Source organism: Amycolatopsis acidiphila, assembly GCF_021391495.1.
Lineage (GTDB): Bacteria > Actinomycetota > Actinomycetes > Mycobacteriales > Pseudonocardiaceae > Amycolatopsis_E > Amycolatopsis_E acidiphila.
On the sequence record NZ_CP090063.1, the window covers coordinates 3,528,939 to 3,547,862 of the forward strand.

Here is an 18,924-nt window from a genome sequence, read left to right on the forward strand (position 1 = left end):
CACGTGCACGTCGATAGTGGCGCGAACGCCAGATCAGAACCAGTACTTGCCTATCGGGTTATGGTCAAGACACAATAGTTCTGACAGTGCGTTCACTATACTCTTCGAGGTCTCATGCTGGTCGGTGACATCCCGCGCCGCAATGCGCGGCGCTATCCCACGAAGATCGCCCTGCGGCACGGCGACAGCGAGCTCAGCTGGGCCGCGCTGGACGAGCGAGCCGACCGGCTGGCGACCCACCTGCTCGACCGGGGCCTGGCGCACGGCGACCGGGTCGCCGTGTCGGCGCGCAACTGCCTGGAATGGCCCGAGCTGGTGTTCGGGCTGGCCAAGGCGGGCCTGATCCTGGTTCCGGTGAACATCCGGCAGTCCCCGGACGAGGTCGCGCACGTGCTCGCCGACTCTGGCGCGCGCGCTGCGATCCTGCACCACGACCAGGTGGAACGGCACGGGCAGACGCTCTCGGAGCTGGACCTCCTGCTGGAGATCGGCGGCACCGAGGCTGGCGAGTCCTACGACACGGCGCTGGCCAAGGGACGCGCGGTCGACCCGACGCCCGCCACCCTGACCGACGCGGACGTGCAGTTCATCCTGTACACGAGCGGTACCACGGGCCGCGCCAAGGGCGTGGTGAACGCCCATCGCGGCATGCTCGCGCAGGTGCTCGACACGAGCATCTCCACCGAGGCGCGCCACTCCGACGTCATGCTCGCCACCACGCCGTTCTTCACCGCGGGCGGCATGGTGCGCACGCTGTCCTGGCTCTACCTGGGACAGACGATGGTGATCCACCCGCGGTTCGACGCCGACGCGGTGCTCGACGAGATCGAGCGCAGCCGGGTCACGTTCACCACGTTCATCCCCACGATGCTGCACCGGACCCTGCGCATCCTCGAAGAGGGACCGGCAAGGGACATGTCGAGCCTGCGGCGGATCAGCTACGGGTCGGCGCCGGTCCCGGTCGGCCTGGCGGAGAAGGCGATGAAGCTGCTGGGCTGCGATCTGCAGCAGCGGTACGGGCTCACCGAGGCCGGTGGCCAGGTGACCATCCTGGGCCCGGACGAGCACCGGCAGATGGTCTCCGGCCGGGAGTCGCTGCTGACCTCGTGCGGCCGCGAGACGCCGCACGCCGAGATCCGGATCTGCGACGACGAGGGCAACGAGCTGCCGCCGGGCGAGGTCGGCGAGATCGTCATCCGCTGCGAGTCGAACGCGCTGGGCTACTGGAACAACCCGGAGCAGACCCGGAAGACGTTCCGGCCCGGCGGGCTGTGGTCGGGCGACCTCGGGCGGCTCGACGAGGACGGCTACCTGCACATCGAGGGCCGGCGCACCGACATGATCATCTCCGGCGGCTTCAACGTGTACCCGGCCGAGCTGGAACGCGTGCTCGGCGGGCATCCGCAGGTCGACCTCGCGGCGGTCGTGGGCGTGCCGGACGAGGAGTGGGGTGAGACCCCCGTCGCCGTCGTCGTGCCCAAGGGCACCGTCGACGCCGAGGCCTTCGAGGCACAGCTCAAGGACCTGTGCCGCGACCAGCTCGCGGGCTACAAGCAGCCGCGCCGGTTCGTCTTCCGGGACGAGCTGCCGCTGGGACCCGCCGGCAAGGTGCTCAAGCGCGAGCTGCGGGCGCAGCTGTCGTGACGGCGGAGCTGCAGGTCGGCGCCCGGCTGGACCGGCTGCCCGGCTGGCCGTTCTCGCGCGCCGTGTTCGCCGTGCTGGGCGCCGGGTTCTTCTGTGCCTACTTCGACATCACCAACATCGGCTCGGCCTTGCCGAAGGCGCTCGAGCAGTTCCACGCGCCGGTCGGCAGCGCGGGGACGGTGGTCGGTCTCGGCCTCTGGGGCTACGTGGCGGGGGCGGTGCTCAACAGCGTCCTGGCCGACCGGTGGGGCCGGCGGCCCGGCCTGATGACCGCGACGCTGCTGTTCGGGCTCGGTTCGCTCGCGAGCGCGCTGAGCCCGGGCATCACCACGCTCACGGTCGCCCGGTTCGTGTCGGGCATGGGCATCGGGGCCGCGCTGAGCGTGGTCAGCACCTATCTCAGCGAGGTTGCCCCGGCCCGGCGCCGGGGCCGCTACATGTCGTGGGTGACGCTGCCCGCGCTGCTCGGGAACTCGGCGGTGCCGTGGTTCGCGCTGTGGCTGGTGCCGTCGTACTCCTGGGGCTGGCGGCTCATGCTGGCGATCCCGGCGCTGGCGATGGTCGCGTTCGCGTTCGGGTTCCGGGTGATCCCCGAATCGCCGCGGTGGCAGGCCGCGCGGGGGCGCGAGGAGCGCGCGCTGCGGGCGGTCGCGGACGCCGAGCAGCGGGTGCGCGCCCGCACGGGGCTGGAGCTGCCGGAACCGGTCCCGGCCCGGCCCGTGCCGGTGGCGTCGGGCTGGCGTGCCTGGTTGACGCTGGTGCGGCCACCGCATCTGAAGTGGACGGTGTTGTTCTTCACGATCTTCTTCTGCGTCTACTTCTCGGCGTACTCGTTCACCGGGCTCGGCATCACGTTGCTGACCCAGCACGGGCTGAGCCTGACCAAGAGCATCAGCCTCACCCTCGGCTCCAGCTTCGGCGGCCTCATCGGCGCCGCGCTCGCGCCGCTGATCGCCGATCGCTGGCCACGCAAGGTTCCCGCCGCCGCGACGACGATCCTGCTCGCCGCGGACATGATCGTGCTGGGCGTCCATCCCGGCAACGCGTTGTTCGCCGCCGGGTACTTCCTGCTCAGCTTCCAGCTCGGCATCTTCGCGCCGATGGTGTACCTGCTGACCGCGGAGCACTTCCCGACGCAGGTCCGCAACGCCGGCGTCGCGATCACCGACGGCGCCGGGCACGCCGGCGGTGCGATCGGGCCCGCGGTGACGCTGGCGGTGTTCCAGGCAGGCGGCTTCGGCGCCACCTGGCTGACCCTCGGCCTGATCTTCCTGCTGGCGTCCCTGCTGTTGCTGCTGGCCCGCAACACCACCGGTGTCGCCCTGGAGAAGGCGAGCGGCGGCGAGCTCGCCGCCGCTCGGTCCGCGGTCGTGGACTGAGCGGCGGCGAGTGCGTCAGCGCGGCAGGCCCAGCACCCGCTCGGCGAGGATGTTGCGCATGATCTCCGTGGTGCCACCCGCGATCGTGGCCGCCCGCGAGCGCAGGTAGGCCTGCTGCGCGGAGACCGCCTCGCCGCCGATCCCGTCCAGGCCGAGCGCGGCCAGGTGGGTGTCGCCGACCGCCTGCAGGGCCAGGCTCCAGGCGAGCTTGATCACGGAGTGCTCGGCGCCGGGTGCGCCACCCGCGGCGATCCTGCCGAGCGCGCGCTGCCCGAGCAGGCCGAGGGCGCGCGCCTCGGCGAGCCGGTCGGTCAGCGCGAGCCTGGTCTCGTCGTCCAGCTCCCGGCCGGCCAGCTCGGCGGCGACGTCACGCACGGTCTGCTCGAGGCGGCCCGCCATCATGATCACCCCGGCGCGTTCGAAGCCCAGCGTCGTCATCGTGACGGTCCAGCCTTCGTGCAGCGGACCCAGCAACGCCGACCGCGGCACGCGGACGTCGTCGAAGAACAGCTCCGCGAACCCGCCCTCGCCGGTGATCTGGGTGATCGGGCGCCGGGTGATCCCCGGCGTGTCCAGCGGCACCAGCAACGCCGAGATCCCCTTGTGCGGCTTGGCATCGGGGTCGGTACGCACGAGCAGCAGGCAGTAGTCGGCCTCCATGCCCTCGGACGTCCAGATCTTCTGGCCGTTGATCACGAACTCTTCCCCGTCCAGCGCCGCGCGCGTGCGCAGGCTCGCCAGGTCGCTGCCCGAACCGGGTTCGGAGAAGCCCTGGCACCACACGGTCGTCCCGGCCTGGATGCCTGCCAGGTGCCGTTGTTGCTCCGGCGTGCCGTAGCGCATCAGCGTGGGCGCGACGTTGTTGACGCCGAGGACGCCGGCGAGGTCGGGCGCCCGGTGTTCGGCGAGCAGCCGGTCACAGGCGACCTGGTCCACGATGCCCAGCCCGCGGCCGCCGAACTCGGCCGGCCACTGCGGTGCTATCCAGCCCACGCCGTGCAGCGTGCGCTGCCAGTCCAGCCGGGCCGTGAACGAGTCGTCGTCGCCCCACTTCGCGCGGTGGGCGGGCAGCAGGCGTTCGACGTGTGCGGCCAGCTCGGCGGCCGGGCTGCCCGCGGGCGGTGCGGGCACCGGGCGGGCGCCGGCCTGCCCGGCCGGGTCGAGCCGCCGCCGGTGCGCCGCCGGGCCGCCGAACAGTGCCGCCGCGGCACCGGCCCGCCGGTGGTACAGGTGCGCCTCGTGCTCCCAGGTGAACCCGATGCCGCCGAGGATCTGGATGTATCCGGCGGTGACCTGTTTGGCCACCGACGTCGTCCGGAGCAGGGCGAGCGCGAGCGCGTCGTCGAGGTCCGGCTGGGCGGCGCCTTCGTCCAGCAGGCCGGTCAGGTGCCGGGTGGTGGCACGGGCCAGCTCGACACCGGCGAGCATGTCGGCGCACAGGTGTTTGATCGCCTGGAACGACCCGATGGGCCGGCCGAACTGCTCCCGGTCGCTCGCGTACGCGACGGCTCCGGCGAGGCAGTGCCCGGCCGCGCCGACGAGCTCGGCCGCCATGGCCGCGCCCGCGGTCACCAGGCCGCGCCGCATGGCGGCGACCGCCGCCCGGCCCCGCGCGAGCACGTTCGCCTCGGTCCCGTAGGACGTCAGTGCGCCGAGGGGACGCAACAGGTCCAGGCCTCCCGTCCGGCGCATCGTGATCCCGTCGGCGCCGGTGTCCACCGTGAGCAGCAGCGGGCCCTCGGGGCTTTCCGCGAGCAGCAGCACGATGTCGGCTTCGGGGGACAGCACGAGGTCGGCGCGGCCGGAGACCCGCACGACGTCGCCGGGCTCCGCGTGGAACCCGCCCCGGGCGCCCCAGAGCCCGGCTCGCTCCGTCCACCCGACGGCCGGGACGAGCGCGCCCGAGCAGATCCTGGCGAGCAGGTCCGCGGCGTCCTCGCCGAGCTGGTCGAGCACGCCGATGGCGCCGGCGACCGCGACCGCGGGAGTCGGGGCCAGCACCGCGCCGCAGGCTTCGAGCGCGACGGCCAGATCTGCCCACCGGCCGCCGGCTCCGCCCCGCGCCTCGGGGACCGGGAGCCCGGCGAGGCCGAGCTCGGCCAGGTGCGGCCAGAGTGCGCGCTCGCTGACGGCGCCGGCGTCGCCGACCTGTTTGTGGGCCGCGCCTTCGGGCCAGTGCCGGGCCAATGACCGGGTGACCGCGTCGGCCAGTGCCTGCTGGTCCTCGGTGTCGGCCACGGCGACGTTCGGATGCACGTCGAGCACCGTCCTTCCGTCGGTACGGGCGATTATGAATACGCCTTGTCAGAATCTACCCGATAACGCCCGCTTGTAAGAGCTACCAGGCATCCTGCATAGTGACATACATGTCAGAATTAGACTTGAAGGCAGCCGATTACACGCTGTCCGGCCTGCGGCCGTTCCCGGTGGCGGTGACCGCCGTGCACGAGGGGCGGGCCAACGGCCTGATGTCCCTGTCGGCGGGTTCGGGCGGGATCATCCCGGAGGCCCCGAGGGTGACCATCAGCCTCACCAAGTACAACCTGACCCACCACATGGTCCTGGGCTCCGGGGTGTTCGTGATGCACCTGCTGGCGGCCACGCCGGAACCGGCGCTGGAGGCGTCGATGAAGATCCTGATGGGACTCGGGGGCAGTTCGGGCCGTGACGGCGACAAGCTGGCCGCGTTCGGCACCAAGCCCGGGGTCACCGGCGCACCGATCCTGCTCGACGCGCTGAGCTACGTCGAGGGACGCGTCGTCGGCACGCTGGACGCCGAGGAGAACACGATCTTCCTCGCCGACGTCGTGGGCGCGGGCGTGCTGCGCGAGGGCGAGCGGCTGCGCATCGGCCCGGCGTGGGGCAGGCTGCCCAAGGAGTGGATCGAGCAGTACGAGGCCAACCACGTCCCCCAGTTGGAGAACGCCCGGCGCAACCGCGGGCTGGTGGACTGATGACAGGGTTCGCCCGCGCCGAGGTCGAGCACGCGTTCCGGCACTACTTCCTGACCGGGCCGGTCGGCGAGGACTGGGCGGCGTGGTCGAGGCTGTTCACCACCGACGCGACCTACCACGACCATTTCTGGGGCACCTTCCACGGTCCCGGCGAGATCCAGCGGTTCCTCGAAGGGACGATGTCGTTCGCGGCGCACGTCTACTCGCCACTGGTCTGGTACGTCATCGACGGCTCGCGGGTGGTGTACGAGGTCGTCAACCGCGCGGACAGCCCCGAACCGGGCGGCGAGCCGATCGACTTCCCGTCCCTGCAGGTGATCCGGTACGCCGGTGACGGGAAGTTCTCCTCCGAGGAGGACTGGTGGACGGTGGCGGAGATGAAGCTGTTCAACCAGCGCTACGCCGCCGCGAAAGAGGCGGCGGGGGACCGGGCACGGGATCCGCTGTCCCGTTCGGACTGGGGCTCGTGGGTCGACTGGGCGCGCCCGGCGGACGGGCACGTGGCGAAGCCGTCCTGGCTGGGCCGGGACGTGCCGCCGATCGCGAGCATGGCGGACATGGACTTCGGCAGGCGCAACCCGAAACCGGCGAGGTGAGGAGCGTGCGGTTCAACCTGATGTTCCCGATGCGGGCCGTCAAGCACTACGAGGCCTGGCGCGGCGACGGCGATCTGGGGACTGTCGCGCGGATCGCCGAGGAGGCCGGCTTCGACGGCTTTTCCATGAGCGATCACCCCTTTCCCGAGCAGAACTGGCTGAGCACGGGCGGGCACCACGCGTTCGACCCGTTCGTGTCGCTCGGCTTCGTGGCCGCCTCGACCCGGCGGATCAAGCTGCTCACCTACGTCCTCGTCGGCGGCTACCGCAACCCGTACCTGTCCGCGAAGGCGATCGCGAGCCTGGACGTGCTCTCCCGCGGCCGGATGATCGTGGGCATGGGCGCGGGCTACCTGCGGCCCGAGTTCGAGGTGCTCGGCGCGGACTTCGAGGCCCGCGGGAAGACCCTGGAGGCCTCGATCCCGGCGATGCGCGCCGCGTGGGCCGGACTCGACCACCCCGGCCCGGCGTTCCCGGCCGAAGGGCACACGATGCTGCCGGCGCCGGTCCAGCCCGCGGGCCCGCCGATCTGGATCGGCGGCAACAGCGTGGCCGCCCGGCGGCGGGCGGTGACACTCGCCGACGGCTGGATCCCGATGGGACAGTCCCGGGAGGTCGCGAAGATCACCGGGACGCCCGCGCTGGAAACGGTTTCCGAACTCGCCGCGCAGGTGCGCGCGATGCAGGACAGGCGAACGAGCGCCGGACAGTCCCCTTTGGACGTTTCGTTCGTGCCGTTCGAAAGCGAGCAGCTGCGCCACGGTGACGCGGGTGACTTCGCGACGCAGGTGCGCAAGACGCTCGACGCCTACGCCGACGCCGGGGTCAGCTGGATCACGATCGAACCCGCCAGTCGCGGGCTTGAAGCGTTCCGCCGCGACGTCGGGCGGATCGGGGAGCTGCTCGTCTCCCCGGCCCGCTGACGCCGGAGCTCACCCGCGCAGTGCGCCGATCACGGCGGGCAGCTGGTCGGGCGTGCTGCCGTGCAGGACCAGCTCGTCGGCGCCGGCGGCGAGGTAGTCCCCGAACCGCTCGACGCAGTGGGCCGGGGTGCCGACGGCGGCGGCGGAGCCGAGCCATTCCGCGGGCAGCACCGACGCCGCCTCGGTGAGCTGGTCGCGGGTGCGTACGAAGTCGGCCGAACCCTTGATCCCGTTGAGCTGCGGGTGCGCGCGCAGCTTCTCCAGCGGGGCGGTGTCCCAGCCGTTCGCCCCCGCGAGCTGCTCGCCGAAGCCGGGGATCTGGAAGTAGGTGACCGCGCGGCCACCGACCACCGCGGCCTCCTCGTCCGTTGGCAGACCCGATGCCGTGATCACGGTGGCGTAGACCCGGATCGACGCGGGATCGCGTCCCGCGTCCGCCGCGGCCCCGCGGACCGTCGCGACCGAGCGGGCGACCGCTTCCGGCGTGAGGAACGGGTGCAGCAGCACGCCGTCGAAGTGGGTGCCGGCCAGGGCCAGGGTCTTGGGGCCGATGGCCGCGAGCACGAGCGGAGGCGGGGGAGCGTCCGGCAGGTCGGACAGCCGCATCGCGGGGAAGTTCCCGGCCGGTCCGTGGTATGACACCTTGTCACCCCGGCAGAGGCGGCGCAGGATGTCGGCGGAGTCGGCCAGCAGCCGGTTGGTCACCGGCGGCAGCCCGACGGCCTTCCACATCGCGGCGACCGAGCGCCCGAACCCGAGCACGAGCCGGCCGCCGGTGAGTCCCTGTGCGGTCATCGCCATCGAGGCGAGCACGGCGGGGTGGCGGACGGAGAAGTGCGTGATCCCGGATGCGATCCTCGTCGTGCTCGTCACCTGGCCCAGCGCGCCCGCGAGCACCGCGAAGTCCTTGGTGCCCCAGCGTTCGCTCAGCCAGACCGTGCCGAGCCCGAGCTCCTCGGCGGCTCTGGCCTGCGCGAGCGCGGGCCGCGGGTCGGGCACCCGGCCGGGCAGGACGTACGCGCCGAGTGCGCTCGCGTGCACCGGTACCCGGGCGGTGCTCGCCGGAATTACCGCGGGGGGTGTAGTCATGGCGATATTCTGACACTATGTACACGAAATGGCGAGTGTCCTGCGACGGCGCGGAGGTTTCGTGAGCACGGACTCGACGGTGACACGTGAGGTGCTGGCGCGATGGCTGGCCCGGCAGGGCTGCCGGGACGTCCGGCTCGGCGAGCTGACGCAGCCGGACGCGGGGTACTCCGGCCGCACGGTCTTCGTGGCGGCCTCCTGGGCCGAGCCCGGGGGCACCGCCCGGCACGAGGAGCTGGTCGTGCGGGTCCAGTCACCCGACCAGCAGCTGTTCGTGGCCCCCGACGCGGTGCGCCAGGCCGAAACCATGCGCGGGCTGGCCGGCGAGCCCGGCGTTCCGGTGCCGCGGATCTGGTTCACCGAGTCCGACCCCGCCGTGCTCGGCGCGCCGTTCTACGTGATGGGCCGGGTGCGGGGCCGGGTACCCGGCGACGTGCCGAGCTGGCACGTCCGGGGCTGGACGGTCGAGCTCTCCCCTGGCCAACGCACCCGGTTGCACGACAACGGGCTGGCGGCGCTGGTCGCCCTGCACCGGGTGGACTGGCGCCGTGAGCTCGGCTTCCTGGACCCCGCGGGCACCGGCACCGCGCTCGAGCGCTATCTCGCCCAGCTGGAGAACTGGTACGCCTGGTGCGGCCCGAGCCGCCGGTTCGGGCCGGAGGTCCTGGCCGCGGGGCTGGCACACGTTCTCGAACACCGGCCGGACGACGACGGCGAGGTCGTGGTGTGGGGCGACGCGCGGCCGGGCAACATCTGCTTCGCCGACGACCTGTCGGTCGCCGCGCTGTTCGACTGGGAGACCGCCACGATCGGGCCGCCGGGGATCGACCTCGGCTGGTGGCTGATGTTCGAGCGGTACCTGTGCGAGGCACAGGGCAAGCGGCGCCTCGACGGCGTGCCCGGGCGCGCCGGGACGATCGCGCGCTACCACGAGCTGGGCGGGGTGAAGATCCCGGACATCGACTACTACGAGCTGCTCGCCGGCGTCGTGATGACGCTGATCGCGAGCCGTCTCGCGGACGTGCTGGTGGAGACGGGCCGGGTCACGCCGGAGATCGCGGCCATCTACCCGAACCGTGCCGTCGGCCTGGTCGGGGAGTCCCTGGCCCGGATCCACGCGGGCTGAGCCGCCGGTGCGGCCGGACCGTCCCGTGTGGACGGTTCGGCCGCACCGGCGCGAGTTCAGCTACGGGGGAAGTTCAGCATCCGGCGGGCGTTGGTCTCCACGATGAGCTCGACCTCGTCGTCCGGGATGTCGGCCAGCACCTCGTGCGCGCGCTTGCGGCTGTTGGGCCAGTTGGAGTCCGAGTGCGGGTAGTCGATCTCCAGGGTGATCCGCTCGATGCCGATCTCGTACCGGTTCTTCAGGCCGTGCTCGTCATCGATGAAGCAGCCGTAGAAGTGCTCCCGGAACAGGTCGCTCGGTCGCGCGTCGCGGTCGATGTCCTGGTACCAGCGGTGCCGGTCCCAGCTGTAGTCCGAACGCTCGAGGATGTAGGGGATCCAGCCGATGCCGCCTTCGGCGAGGGAGAACTGCAGGTTCGGGAAGCGCTGCAGCGCGCCGGAGAAGAGCAGGTCGACCGTGCTCCACATGAGGTTCGAGGAGAACAGGATCGTGGGCACCACGAACGGCGCGTCGATCGGCGCCATCTCACCGGCGACGGGCTTCATGGCGGCGAAGGAGAAGCCCGGCATGAACGAGCCCGAGCCGAAGTGCAGCGAGACCGGCATCCCGGTGTCCGAGCACACCTGCCACAGCGGGTCCCAGTGGTCGCTGTGGAACGACGGCAGGCCGAGTGGCACCGGGCTGTCCGGGAACGAGATCGTGCGGGCGCCCTTGGCGGCCACCCGCTCGGCCTCCTTGACCGCGAGGTCGCGGTCCCAGACCGGCAGGATCGCCATCGGGATGAACCGGTCGGGCGCGCTCGCGCACCACTCGTCGATGTAGAAGTCGTTCCACGCCTGGACGCACAGGTGCGCGAGCTCCTTGTCCTGCGCGCGGAAGAACGTGCTGCCGCCGAAGCCGGGGAACGACGGGAAGCACAGGGCGGCCTGGACGCCGTCGAGGTCCATGTCCTTCACCCTGGCCGCGGGGTCGTAGCAACCGGGGATCATGTCCTCGTACCGGACCGGGTCCAGGCCCCAGTCCTTGGGGTCCTTGCCTGCGACGGCGTTGAGCCCGATGGTCGGGAAGACCTTGCCGTCGTAGTGCCACAGGTGCTTGCCCTCGACCTCTTCGATGCGCGGCGCCTGGTCGCGGTACCGGGCGGGGACCCGGTCCTGCCAGACTCGCGGATGCTCGACGAGGTGATCGTCCACGGACACGATCTGGTGGTGTTCCTGTAACGGCATCCTTGCCCCTCCAGAATTTGATCGGGCTTTTTTCTGACGCGGTGTCTACCGAACTGTATATCCTCTGTGGTAGGCACCACCAGAGCTGTCAAGGAGGAAAAATGTCCCAGGCCGATGAGGAAATCACGGTCGAACGGCCCGATGAGGACGACTACGACCTGCTGACCTTCGGGGAGGCCGGCGCCCGGCTGGAGATCGAGATTCGGACGATGCGTGCACGCGTTCGCCGGCTCGAGGAGGCCACCCCACCGGACGAGGACGCGCTGCGCGGCGCCCGCGAGCGGCTCGCTGCCCTGGAGGAGGGGGCCGAGCGCAACCGCGCCCAGCCGATCAACGACGAGAACTTCGAGCGGTTCTTCGGCTACCCGGGCAAGGCGCGCCGCAACACCACGTGGTGACCCGGCTCAGCGCACCATGAGCATGCCGCCGTCGACCGCGAACACCTGGCCGGTGATGAACCGCGAGCCGGGGCCCGCGAGGAACGCCATCAGCGGGACCAGGTCGCGGTCGACGTCGCCGAGCCGGCCGTCGATGGGCATCACGGTCTTCAGCTGGGCGTCGTGCGCGGCGAGCTGCCCGGCGGTCATCGAGGCGCGCGTCTTGGCGTACATGGGCGTCGCGATCGCCGGGGCGATGGCGTTGACGGTGATCCCGTAGGAGCCCCATTCCTGGGCGACGGTGCGCGTCCAGCCCAGGACCGCGCCCTTGCTCGCCGCGTAGTGGGCCTTGTTCCGCAGCCCGATCACGCCCGCCGCGGAGGCGAAGTTCAGGATGCGCCCGCCGTGGTCGCGCAGATGGGCGAACGCGGCCTGGTTGGTGAGGAACGTGCCCTTCGCGTTCACCTCCAGCACGCGGTCCCACTCCTCGGCGGCGATCTTCTCGGCCGGCGCGCCGGGCGCGATCCCGGCCGCGTGCACGAGCACGTCGAGCCCGCCGAGCAGGGTCGCCGCGCTCTCGAAGGCCGTGCGGACCGAGTCCTGGTCGGTGACGTCGCAGGTGCGGAACCGGGCGCTGCCCGGGCCGTCGGCGGTGGCCTTCTCCGCGATCTCGGTGCCAGGGCCCTCCTGGATGTCGCAGGAGACAACGGAACCGCCTGCCGCGCTGAAGGCGCGGACGACGCCGGCGCCCATTCCGCTGGCGCCACCGGTGACGAGGATGCGGATGCCCGCGAGCGAATCGGTCATGTGAGGTCCTTCCGAACATGACGAGACTGTCTCCAGTCCTTCGTCACGAGCGTCTATTGGTAGGTGAAACCGATGTTATGCCAACGCTTTTCGCCCAACCGTGATCGTTGACACATTGTCAGAACAACCCTAGGCTCGCCATGCGGCCGCACCGTCGCGGCCCGTCAGGCCGAGGAGACGAGATGACGGCATCGATCGACTGCGCGTCCTACCAGGTCACGGACTCCTTCTTCGGTGAGCCGTACGTCGACGTGGACGAATGGCGGGAGCAACCGCACCCGCACCGGCACGTGCACGGCGGCTTCGCCGGTTGTGACACCCGCTTCACGTTCTACTTCCCCAGCGCCGAAGAGTGGCAGGGCAGGCTGATCCAGCCCATGGAAGGCGCCCACGCGGGCCACGAGGACTTCTTCGGAAGCGCGCTGGGCGACGCGATGGGCGGCGTCGCGCTCACGGCCCGGCTCGGCGGGTACATGGTCGAGTCGAACATGGGGCACATCGGCGACGACATCGACCCCAGGGGCGGCGACGACCCGACGCTGTACGGATGGCGGGCAGCGGCCGAGGCGGCGCGGTTCTCCAAGCACGTGGCGGCGCAGGTCTATGGCACGCCACCGCACCACGCGTACGTCTGGGGCGGCTCCGGCGGTGGCCGGCGCTCACCGTTGCTGCTGGAGAACGCGCCGGACGTCTTCGACGGCGCGCTGCCGTTCATGGGGGGCGGCGACGTCGCGGAGTTCCCCGCCACGAAACGCATTCGCGGCGCGCAGGTGATGAGCTTCGCGTGCATGTTCAACGTACAGCGGCTCTTGCGCGACAAGATGGAACCGCTCGTGGACGCGACGCGCCCCGGCGGGAGCGGCGATCCCTTCGCGGGCCTGACCACACACGAGCGCGAGGAGCTCGCGAGCCTGTACCGGCAGGGGTTCCCGCGTGGCGACGAGTACATGATCGGCGCGCCGATGGGGCAGATCTGGCTCTGGTCCTCCATCGCCGACCAGCTCGCCGAGCAGGATTCCGCCTACTTCGAGAACTTCTGGACCCAGCCGGGATACGTCGGCCACGACCATCCCGAGGTGGTGCGCGACGACGTGCTCGACTTCGCCGCCACCGTGGAGCGGGTGGTCACCATCGGGGAACTGGTCTCCGACCCCGCGTTCGCGGGACCGGAGTACCAGCTCATCCGCGGCACCGCCGCGATACTCGGCGCGAGCATGGGGACCGACCTGCCGTACGCCGTGGTGCTCAAGGACGTGCCCGCCGGGTACCGCCTCGGCACCGGCCTGCGGCCCGAGACCGGCGACGCGGCGGGGCGTCAGCTCTACTGCACCGGTGTCGCGGGCGACCTCTTCGTGGGGGACGGGCACGGCGAGGCGAACGTCAAGAGGTTCGGCGGGGTCCGCGCCGGTGACCGGATCCACGTGGACAACCGGCGGTTCCTCGCGTTCTGCTACTTCCACCGCCACCACGTGATGGCCGAGCCGCAGTTCGACTCGCTGCGGCTGGACGGCGTCCCGGTGTACCCGCAACACCCGGTGCCGCTGATGTCGCCGCTGATGGGCGTGTCCTAAACCGGCCACTACGCGGGCAAGCTGTTGTGGATCCACCACACCCTGGACTCGTCGTTGTGGCCCTCCCAGGGGCTCGTCTACGCCGACGCGGTGGTGGCCGAGCAGGGCGAGGCAGGCGCCGCGGAGCGGTTCCGTCTGCAGTGGACGGAGAACGCCGAGCACATCCCGCCGGTGTACCTGCCGGACTCGCCGTCGCGCGCGAGCAGCACCTGGCTGGTCGACTACTTCCCGGTCATCGAACAGGGGCTGGCCGACCTGATCCGCTGGGTGGAGCAGGGCGAGGCACCGCCTGCCACGAGCTACTCCTACGTGGACGGTCAGATCCGGCTGCCCGCGTCCGCCGCCGAACGTGGCGGGGTGCAGCCGGTCGTCACGGTCGTCGCCAACGGCGCCGCCCGGACCGAGGTGAAGGCCGGTGACCCGGTGGAGCTGGAGGTGCACGCGGAGGCGCCGCCCGGCGGTGGCACGATCGTCTCGGTCGAGTGGGACTTCGACGGCCGGGGCGCGTTCCCGTTCCGCCACGAGGTGAGCGGCGCCGACAAGAGCGTCCGGCTGAGCCACACGCACACCTACGAGGCCCCGGGCACCTACTACGTGACAGCACGGGTGCACGGGCACCGGGACGGCGCGGTGGACGCTCAGTTCCGGCGGCTGCCGAACGTCGCCTCCGCGCGCGTCGTCGTGCGCTGAGCTCAGGCCGGGTCGGCGGCGGCTTCGGCGTCGGTCACGGCGTCGCCGTTGATGGAGAAGCCGCCGTCGGCGGTCAGCTGGGTCCCGGTGACGAACTCGGCACGGTCCGAGGCCAGGTAGGCCACGGCGTAGGCGATGTCCATCGGGTTGCCCATCCGGGTCAGCCTGCCGCCACCGGTGTGGTGGCCGGAGTCGCCGCGGGAGGCCACGACGCGGCCGACCAGGACCGAGTTCGCCCGGATCCCGTCCTTGGCGCCTTCCACCGCGAGGGTGCGGGTGAGCGAGCTGACCCCGGCCTTCGCCGCGCCGTACGCGCCGAAGCCCTTGAAGCCGGCGATGGCCTGTCCGGAGGAGATGTTCACGATCGAGGCGCCGTCGGCGGCCGCGAGGTGCGGCCACGCGTACTTCGACGCCCAGAAGACGTTGCCGGTCAGCGTGCCGACGAGGACGCGGTTCCACTCCTCGGTGGTGTAGTCGGCGACGTGCTTGACCGTGCTGGCCACGACGTCGGTCGGCGCGGCGTTGTTGACCAGTGTGGACAGCGAGCCGAAGCGGCGCACGGTCTCCTCGACGACCTCGCGCACGTTGTCCTCGTCGGTGACGTCCAGCCGCAGGAACTCGGCCTTGCCACCGGCTTCGCGGATGCGGTTGACGACCTTCTCGCCCTTCTCCACGGTGCGGCCGGTGACGACCACGGCGGCGCCCTCGCTCGCCAGATGCTCCGCGATGGATCGCCCGATACCGCGCGTGGATCCCGAGACCAGTGCGACCTTGCCCGCCATCAGCTCACCCATGTCGTCTCCCACTTCGTCGTGTACTCGGTTCAAAAGGTGTCACTACTGTCAGATCTTGTCAACGAAAACGCTTGCAAACTGCTGTTACGGTGGGGATATTGTGTAATCGAAACGTCAGACTAGCGATGTTCGGCCGGTGACGGGAGAGCGATGGGGACCGACCCGCTGCACGCGGCAGCGCTGGTGATCAGCGAATGCCAGCTCGGGATCCTCGACCCCGGGGAGTCGATGATGGCAGGCCTGGCCGCGCAGGCGGCGGAGCGCGGCATCGTCGGGCGCATCGCCGAGCTGGCCGCCGCGTTCCGGTCGGCAGGCAGGCCGGTGGTGCACTGCCTGATCGAGCACCGGGCCGACCTGGCGGGGATCAGGCCCAACTCCCTGCTCGGCTCGCTGGCGATCAAGCACCGCAGGATGATCGCCGGCACCCGGGACACGCTGCCGCCGCCGCAGCTGACACCGCGACCCGCCGACCATGTCAGCACGCGTGCCGTCGGGCTGACCGCGTTCTACGGCACCGATCTCGACGTCACGCTGCGGCTGCGCTCGGTCGAGACGATCGTGCTGACCGGGGTGTCCACGAACGTGGCGATCCCCGGCTTCGCGCTCGAGGCGGTCAACCGTGGTTACTACGTGCGGATCCCGGCCGACTGCGTCGCGGGTACCTCGGCCGAGTCGCACGAGTTCATGATGCGCGGCCTGCTGCCCGCGCTCTCCCGGATCACGGACTCGGAATCCGTGCTCCGCGAGCTTCGAGAAAGGGATGGTCGATGACCCGACCCGCTTACCGCATGCTTCCGCAGGCGACGGCGGACTCCACCGCGTTCTGGACCGGCGGTGCCGACGGCGAGCTGCGGATACACCGCTGCCACTCGTGCTCGCGGCTCTTCCACCCGCCGGTGGGTGTCTGCTTCCGCTGCCGCAGCCGCGACGTCGCCCCGGAAGCGGTGTCCGGCCGCGCGACCGTGGTCTCGTACACGGTCAACCACCACCCCTGGTTCGGGGACGCGTTCCCGCCGCCCTACGTCGTGGCGATCGTCGAGCTCGCCGAGGACCCGGAGATCCGGCTGACCACCCAGATCGTCGATTGCCCGGTGGAGGACGTGACGATCGGGATGGCCGTCGAGGTCGCCTTCGAACACCACGAGGACGTGTGGATCCCCGTTTTCCGGCCGGTACAAGGGAGTGTGGCATGACGTTCGTCGAGGGCAAGGCGGTCATCACCGGCGTCGGGCAGTCCGCCGTCGGCCGCAAGCTCGGCCGCGGCGGGGTGGACCTCGCGATCGACGCGGCGCTGGAGGCGATCGAGCACGCCGGGCTCGACGCGAGCGACATCGACGGCGTCGCCAGCTACCCGGGCCCCGTGCCGGCGGAAGGCGGGTTCGTCGGGGCCACCACGCACGATGTCCGCGACGCGCTGGGCCTGCGCACCACCTGGGTGATCAGCGGGTCGGAGACGCCGGGGCAGGCGGGCACCCTGATGGACGCCGCGGCGTCCATCGCCACCGGCCGCGCCACCCACGTGCTCTGCTTCCGCAGCGTGTTCGAGTCGACGGCGCAGGCGGCCGGGCGGGCCCAGGCACTGACCCAGGTCGCGCGACGCGCGAGCGGGCACCTGGAGTTCCGGATGCCGTTCGGCGCCGCGTCCCCGGCGAACTGGATCGCGCTCTACGCCCAGCGCTACATGCACGAGTTCGGGCTCACCCGTGAGCAGCTGGGCCAGATCCCGCTCAACGGCAGGCGCAACGCGGCGCGGAACCCGAAGGCGATCTACACCGCGCCGATGACGCTGGAGGACTACCTCTCGGCCCGGCTGATCTCCTACCCGTTCGGGCTGTACGACTGCGACGTCCCCTGCGACGGGGCGACCGCGGTGATCCTGTCCCGCCGCGACGCCGCGAAGAACTCCGGCCGCCCGGCGATCGCGATCGAGGCGGCGGGCTCGGGGCTCTACCAGCGGCACAGCTGGGACCAGCGCGCGGACCTGACGACGATGGCGGCACACGACGCGGGGCACCACATGTGGGAGCAGACGAGGCTCACCCCGTCCGATGTGGACTTCGCCGAGCTCTACGACGGGTTCAGCTACCTGTGCGCGCAGTGGATCGAGGCGCTCGGGTTCTGCAAGCACGGCGAGGTGGGGCCGTTCCTGGAGGACACGGCCCACTACGCGCCCGACGGCGAGCTGCCGATCAACACCCACGGGGGCCAGCTCTCGGCCGGCCGCCTGCACGGCTACGGCTTCCTGCACGAGGCCTGCGTGCAGCTGTGGGGCGAGGCGGGGGAGCGGCAGATCCGCAAGGACGTCGAGATCGCGGCGGTCGGCATCGGTGGCGGCCCGGAGGCGGGTTGCCTGCTGCTGCGCCGGGAGAACTGACCAGCCGGAGAAAGGGAACCGGGTCCCGCCGCGTGCGGCGGGACCCGGAGTCGTCAGAGGACCGAGCCGGAGATCTTCAGCTCGAGGATGCGGTCCATGTCCAGGCCGAGTTCGCCGAGCACCTCATCGGTGTGCTCACCGTGCTCGGGCGCGCGGCGGGTGTCGCCGGACTCGCCGTCGAACTGCAGCGGCGCGGGCACCAGCTGGAACGGGTTGCCCTTCGAGTCCTTGACGTCCTGCAGGTAGCCGTTCGCGACGACCTGCGGGTCGGACAGCACGTCGATCGGCCGCTGCACCGGCGCCCAGGGGCCGCGCCCCGCCGCCAGGATCGCCGAAACCTCCTCGAACGTCCGCTCGCCGAACAGTTCGGCGAGCGCCGCCGTGGCCTCCTCGTTGTGCTTCATCCTCGCCGCGTGGTCGGCGAACCGGGGGTCGCCCGCCAGTTCGGGCCTGCCCAGCGCCGTGACCAGCTCCGGCCAGAACCGGTCGGTCTGCAGCATCACGAGGGAGACGAACCGGCCGTCCTTGGTGGCGTAGGTGTTCACCAGGGAGTTGGGCGCCTCGGCGGGCTTGTACCGCGGGATCCGCTCGACCCCGAACGCCGCGGACGCGGCCAGGCTCGCGCCCATCGCCCAGGTGCCCATCGACAGCAGGGACCCGTCGACCGTGAGCGCCTCCCCGGTGCGTTCGCGGTGCAGCAGCGCGGCGGAGATGCCGCCCGCGATGGTCAGCCCGCCGAGCACGTCGCCGAACGCGGCGCCGGGCTGGGTCACCGGATAGCCGAGCTCGTCGGGGCTCACGGTGTCCGCGGCGCCGGAGCGGGCCCAGAACGTCGAGTTGTCGTACCCGCCCTCGTTGGCCTCCGGACCCTGCGGGCCGTGTGCCGAGCCGCGGGCGTAGACGATGCCCGGGTTCACCGCGCGGATGTCGTCCACGTCGATGCGCAGCTTCGTGCGCTGGGCCGGCAGGAAGTTGGTGAGGAAGACGTCGGCCCGCGCGGCGAGCCGCAGCAGCAGCTCATGGCCCTCCTCGGACTTGATGTCCAGGCCGATGCTGCGCTTGCCCCGGTTGGGCAGCTCGACCATGTGCGCGACGCCGCCGAGGGGGACCAGGCCCGAGGTCACCAGGCCGCGCTGGGGGTCACCGGTGTCGGGATGCTCGACCTTGATCACGTCGGCGCCCCATTCGGCGAGGATGCCGCCCGCCACCGGGACGTAGGTCCAGGACGCGACCTCGAGCACGCGGATTCCGTTCATGATGGCAACCACAGGCCGGCTCCTCGTCGTTGATGAAGACTGGATGTGCTCGAAGTCTAACAGTAGCGTCACCTAATGCCATGGCTGTTGCGCAGGATTTTTCGTTGCTGTGGATCGA

Annotated in this window: 18 protein-coding genes; 12 read left to right on the top strand and 6 right to left on the bottom strand. The window is 71.2% G+C overall.

Features of this window, described 5'->3' with window-relative positions:
• Positions 1–114 precede the first annotated feature (114 nt).
• Both LWP59_RS17130 and LWP59_RS17135 read left to right on the top strand, forming a co-directional pair.
• Positions 115–1,644 carry a class I adenylate-forming enzyme family protein gene (locus tag LWP59_RS17130; protein ID WP_144632155.1) on the top strand — a complete coding sequence of 510 codons (1,530 nt, stop codon included), beginning with the start codon at positions 115–117 and terminating at the stop codon, positions 1,642–1,644.
• A complete protein-coding gene (locus LWP59_RS17135) occupies positions 1,641–3,023 on the top strand; it encodes an MFS transporter (protein ID WP_186382990.1) in 1,383 nt (460 codons plus the stop codon). Before LWP59_RS17130 ends, LWP59_RS17135 begins: the two co-directional genes overlap by 4 nt.
• A 15-nt stretch (positions 3,024–3,038) precedes the next feature.
• On the opposite strand, the gene LWP59_RS17140 is transcribed toward LWP59_RS17135, so the two are convergent.
• The gene (locus LWP59_RS17140; protein WP_222425390.1) at positions 3,039–5,288 is read right to left on the bottom strand and encodes an acyl-CoA dehydrogenase; all 2,250 of its coding nucleotides are present in this window, start codon (positions 5,286–5,288) and stop codon (positions 3,039–3,041) included.
• Between the two features lie 101 nt (positions 5,289–5,389).
• Between LWP59_RS17140 and LWP59_RS17145 the strand changes: the two genes are divergently transcribed.
• From LWP59_RS17145 to LWP59_RS17155, 3 genes are read left to right on the top strand one after another with little or no spacing between them, the layout of a single operon-like run.
• Positions 5,390–5,977: a flavin reductase family protein gene (locus LWP59_RS17145; protein ID WP_144632150.1), complete on the top strand. Its 588-nt coding sequence runs from the start codon at positions 5,390–5,392 to the stop codon at positions 5,975–5,977.
• A complete protein-coding gene (locus tag LWP59_RS17150) occupies positions 5,977–6,573 on the top strand; it encodes a nuclear transport factor 2 family protein (RefSeq protein ID WP_144632147.1) in 597 nt (198 codons plus the stop codon). The genes LWP59_RS17145 and LWP59_RS17150 overlap by 1 nt, the downstream gene beginning before the upstream one ends.
• Positions 6,574–6,578: 5 nt before the next feature.
• Positions 6,579–7,496, top strand: a complete 918-nt coding sequence (locus LWP59_RS17155; protein WP_144632144.1) for an LLM class F420-dependent oxidoreductase — start codon at positions 6,579–6,581, stop codon at positions 7,494–7,496.
• A gap of 9 nt (positions 7,497–7,505) precedes the next feature.
• Here LWP59_RS17155 and LWP59_RS17160 read toward each other — a convergent pair whose 3' ends face one another.
• A complete protein-coding gene (locus LWP59_RS17160) occupies positions 7,506–8,585 on the bottom strand; it encodes a TIGR03857 family LLM class F420-dependent oxidoreductase (RefSeq protein ID WP_144632141.1) in 1,080 nt (359 codons plus the stop codon).
• A 61-nt stretch (positions 8,586–8,646) separates the two neighbouring features.
• Between LWP59_RS17160 and LWP59_RS17165 the strand changes: the two genes are divergently transcribed.
• On the top strand, positions 8,647–9,711 hold the full coding sequence (locus LWP59_RS17165; RefSeq protein ID WP_222425389.1) for a phosphotransferase family protein: 1,065 nt from the start codon (positions 8,647–8,649) through the stop codon (positions 9,709–9,711).
• A 56-nt stretch (positions 9,712–9,767) separates the two neighbouring features.
• Here LWP59_RS17165 and LWP59_RS17170 read toward each other — a convergent pair whose 3' ends face one another.
• Positions 9,768–10,937 carry an amidohydrolase family protein gene (locus LWP59_RS17170; protein WP_144632135.1) on the bottom strand — a complete coding sequence of 390 codons (1,170 nt, stop codon included), beginning with the start codon at positions 10,935–10,937 and terminating at the stop codon, positions 9,768–9,770.
• Positions 10,938–11,038: 101 nt separating this feature from the next.
• On the opposite strand from LWP59_RS17170, the gene LWP59_RS17175 reads away from it, so the two are divergent.
• Positions 11,039–11,335, top strand: a complete 297-nt coding sequence (locus LWP59_RS17175; RefSeq protein ID WP_144632132.1) for an acyl-CoA synthetase — start codon at positions 11,039–11,041, stop codon at positions 11,333–11,335.
• Positions 11,336–11,341: 6 nt separating this feature from the next.
• Here LWP59_RS17175 and LWP59_RS17180 read toward each other — a convergent pair whose 3' ends face one another.
• Positions 11,342–12,121: an SDR family NAD(P)-dependent oxidoreductase gene (locus LWP59_RS17180; RefSeq protein WP_144632130.1), complete on the bottom strand. Its 780-nt coding sequence runs from the start codon at positions 12,119–12,121 to the stop codon at positions 11,342–11,344.
• Positions 12,122–12,303: 182 nt separating this feature from the next.
• Here LWP59_RS17180 and LWP59_RS17185 point away from each other — a divergent pair, with 182 nt between their 5' ends.
• Complete coding sequence (locus tag LWP59_RS17185; RefSeq protein WP_222425388.1) at positions 12,304–13,692, top strand: tannase/feruloyl esterase family alpha/beta hydrolase; 1,389 nt, start codon at positions 12,304–12,306, stop codon at positions 13,690–13,692.
• Between the two features lie 24 nt (positions 13,693–13,716).
• On the top strand, positions 13,717–14,382 hold the full coding sequence (locus tag LWP59_RS17190; protein WP_222425387.1) for a PKD domain-containing protein: 666 nt from the start codon (positions 13,717–13,719) through the stop codon (positions 14,380–14,382).
• Positions 14,383–14,384: 2 nt separating this feature from the next.
• Here LWP59_RS17190 and LWP59_RS17195 read toward each other — a convergent pair whose 3' ends face one another.
• A complete protein-coding gene (locus LWP59_RS17195; RefSeq protein WP_144632127.1) occupies positions 14,385–15,176 on the bottom strand; it encodes an SDR family NAD(P)-dependent oxidoreductase in 792 nt (263 codons plus the stop codon).
• A 150-nt stretch (positions 15,177–15,326) separates the two neighbouring features.
• On the opposite strand from LWP59_RS17195, the gene LWP59_RS17200 reads away from it, so the two are divergent.
• The 3 genes from LWP59_RS17200 to LWP59_RS17210 are packed head-to-tail and all read left to right on the top strand — an operon-like array spanning position 15,327 to position 17,550.
• A complete protein-coding gene (locus tag LWP59_RS17200) occupies positions 15,327–15,947 on the top strand; it encodes a cysteine hydrolase (protein ID WP_144632123.1) in 621 nt (206 codons plus the stop codon).
• Positions 15,944–16,369 (top strand): Zn-ribbon domain-containing OB-fold protein, encoded by a 426-nt coding sequence (locus tag LWP59_RS17205; RefSeq protein WP_229857721.1) that lies wholly within the window; start codon positions 15,944–15,946, stop codon positions 16,367–16,369. Before LWP59_RS17200 ends, LWP59_RS17205 begins: the two co-directional genes overlap by 4 nt.
• Entirely contained in the window at positions 16,366–17,550 is a 1,185-nt protein-coding gene (locus tag LWP59_RS17210; RefSeq protein WP_186382989.1) for a thiolase family protein, read from the top strand. The genes LWP59_RS17205 and LWP59_RS17210 overlap by 4 nt, the downstream gene beginning before the upstream one ends.
• A 53-nt stretch (positions 17,551–17,603) precedes the next feature.
• Here LWP59_RS17210 and LWP59_RS17215 read toward each other — a convergent pair whose 3' ends face one another.
• Positions 17,604–18,806, bottom strand: a complete 1,203-nt coding sequence (locus LWP59_RS17215) for a CaiB/BaiF CoA transferase family protein (protein WP_144632118.1) — start codon at positions 18,804–18,806, stop codon at positions 17,604–17,606.
• Between the last annotated feature and the right edge of the window lie 118 nt (positions 18,807–18,924).

What these genes read in the sequence shown, in the direction of transcription:
- LWP59_RS17130 (WP_144632155.1), top strand. Translation starts at nt 115, where the DNA reads ATGCTGGTCGGTGACATCCCGCGCCGCAATGCGCGGCGCTATCCCACG.
- LWP59_RS17145 (WP_144632150.1), top strand. Translation starts at nt 5,390, where the DNA reads ATGTCAGAATTAGACTTGAAGGCAGCCGATTACACGCTGTCCGGCCTG.
- LWP59_RS17150 (WP_144632147.1), top strand. Translation starts at nt 5,977, where the DNA reads ATGACAGGGTTCGCCCGCGCCGAGGTCGAGCACGCGTTCCGGCACTAC.
- LWP59_RS17160 (WP_144632141.1), bottom strand. Translation starts at nt 8,585, where the DNA reads ATGACTACACCCCCCGCGGTAATTCCGGCGAGCACCGCCCGGGTACCG.
- LWP59_RS17170 (WP_144632135.1), bottom strand. Translation starts at nt 10,937, where the DNA reads ATGCCGTTACAGGAACACCACCAGATCGTGTCCGTGGACGATCACCTC.
- LWP59_RS17175 (WP_144632132.1), top strand. Translation starts at nt 11,039, where the DNA reads ATGTCCCAGGCCGATGAGGAAATCACGGTCGAACGGCCCGATGAGGAC.
- LWP59_RS17180 (WP_144632130.1), bottom strand. Translation starts at nt 12,121, where the DNA reads ATGACCGATTCGCTCGCGGGCATCCGCATCCTCGTCACCGGTGGCGCC.
- LWP59_RS17185 (WP_222425388.1), top strand. Translation starts at nt 12,304, where the DNA reads ATGACGGCATCGATCGACTGCGCGTCCTACCAGGTCACGGACTCCTTC.
- LWP59_RS17195 (WP_144632127.1), bottom strand. Translation starts at nt 15,176, where the DNA reads ATGGGTGAGCTGATGGCGGGCAAGGTCGCACTGGTCTCGGGATCCACG.
- LWP59_RS17200 (WP_144632123.1), top strand. Translation starts at nt 15,327, where the DNA reads ATGGGGACCGACCCGCTGCACGCGGCAGCGCTGGTGATCAGCGAATGC.
- LWP59_RS17205 (WP_229857721.1), top strand. Translation starts at nt 15,944, where the DNA reads ATGACCCGACCCGCTTACCGCATGCTTCCGCAGGCGACGGCGGACTCC.
- LWP59_RS17210 (WP_186382989.1), top strand. Translation starts at nt 16,366, where the DNA reads ATGACGTTCGTCGAGGGCAAGGCGGTCATCACCGGCGTCGGGCAGTCC.
- LWP59_RS17215 (WP_144632118.1), bottom strand. Translation starts at nt 18,806, where the DNA reads ATGAACGGAATCCGCGTGCTCGAGGTCGCGTCCTGGACCTACGTCCCG.